Here is a 1,241-nt window from a genome sequence, read left to right as displayed (position 1 = left end):
CCCCCCCCCCCCCCCCCCCCCCCCTTTTTTTTTTCACGCACAACCCGCAAAACGACATCGGCCCCGGCCGCGGGGGCGCGGATATGTTTATAAGACACCGGGGGGGCCCACCCAAATGCGCGGGGCGGGCGGGCCGCGGCCGAAGGCCTTCGACGCCTCGGAGGGCACCAAGCTCGATCCGCTGAAGAACAAGACCTACGACCTCGGCTCGCCCAAGACCGTGCCGGTGCTGAAGCAACCGTGATCGTCCCCGGCGCTGCGGCGCCGCTGGCACGCGCCATCAGGACGAGCCGATGCACCTGAACCACGTCAACCTCGGCGTCACCGAGGTCCCGGCCACGGTCGCGATGTTCGAGACCTATTTCGGGCTGCGCCGCACCGCGATGCCGGTCAACGACAAAATGGCCTTCCTCGCCGACGACGGCGGCGGCATCCTCAGCCTGTTCCGCGTGAAGGATGTGACCTACCCCAAGATCTTCCACATCGGCTTCATCCAGGAGCGGGTGGAGCAGGTCCACGCCATCCACGCACGGCTGACCGAAGGCGGCTTCGCCCCGGAGACCCCGCGCGAGGAGCACGGGCGGGTGACGTTCTATTTCCAGGCGCCGGGCGGGTTCACGGTAGAGGTCAACGCCTTCGTGTAGGCGTCCCGCACGACGAAACCTCGGCGCCGCAACGCAGGGCATCGCAAGACCATGATCGCGAGCATGACCGGGTTCGCCCGGGCCGCCGGCACCACCGGGCCGGTGCAGTGGGCCTGGGAGGTCCGCAGCGTCAACGGCCGCGGGTTCGACGTGCGGCTCCGGGTGCCGAACGGATACGATGCCGTCGGCGAGGTCGCGCGCACCGCCCTGCAGAAGACGCTGGCCCGCGGCCAGTGCCAGCTCTCGCTCAACCTGACGAAGCCGGAGAGCAAGGCGCGGGTGCGGATCGACGAGGCGTTGCTGGCGCGGCTCGCCGAGGCCGTCGCCCGCGTGCCGGTGCCGGAGGGGATCGCGCCCGCGACGATGGACGGGCTGCTGTCGATCCGCGGCGTCGTCGAGGCCGAGGACGAGGCCGCCACCGAGCCGGACGCGCTGGCGCGCGACCTCGCGGAGGGCGTCGTGCGGCTGGTGGCCGACCTCGTCGAGGCGCGCCGCGCCGAGGGCCGGGCGCTTGCGGAGATCGTCGCGGCGCAGGTCGCGCGGATGGGCGTGCTGACGCAGGCCGCGGAGGATTGCCCGGCGCGCAGGCCCGAGGCG

General features: G+C 71.7%; 3 protein-coding genes. All 3 read left to right on the top strand.

Features of this window, described 5'->3' with window-relative positions; all coding sequences use genetic code 11:
- Window positions 1–115 precede the first annotated feature (115 nt).
- Window positions 116–244 carry a hypothetical protein gene (locus FV223_RS32505; protein WP_281407481.1) on the top strand — a complete coding sequence of 43 codons (129 nt, stop codon included), beginning with the start codon at window positions 116–118 and terminating at the stop codon, window positions 242–244.
- Between the two features lie 49 nt (window positions 245–293).
- Window positions 294–644 carry a VOC family protein gene (locus FV223_RS27945; protein WP_147729916.1) on the top strand — a complete coding sequence of 117 codons (351 nt, stop codon included), beginning with the start codon at window positions 294–296 and terminating at the stop codon, window positions 642–644.
- Window positions 645–707: 63 nt separating this feature from the next.
- The coding region (locus FV223_RS27940; protein ID WP_348644835.1) for a YicC/YloC family endoribonuclease at window positions 708–1,241 on the top strand (534 nt) is incomplete at its 3' end.

This window comes from Methylobacterium sp. WL116 (genome assembly GCF_008039455.1).
In the GTDB taxonomy this organism is placed as follows: Bacteria; Pseudomonadota; Alphaproteobacteria; order Rhizobiales; family Beijerinckiaceae; genus Methylobacterium.
Note: the sequence above shows the minus strand (reverse complement) of the source record. Positions and strands in the feature narration are given on the sequence as shown.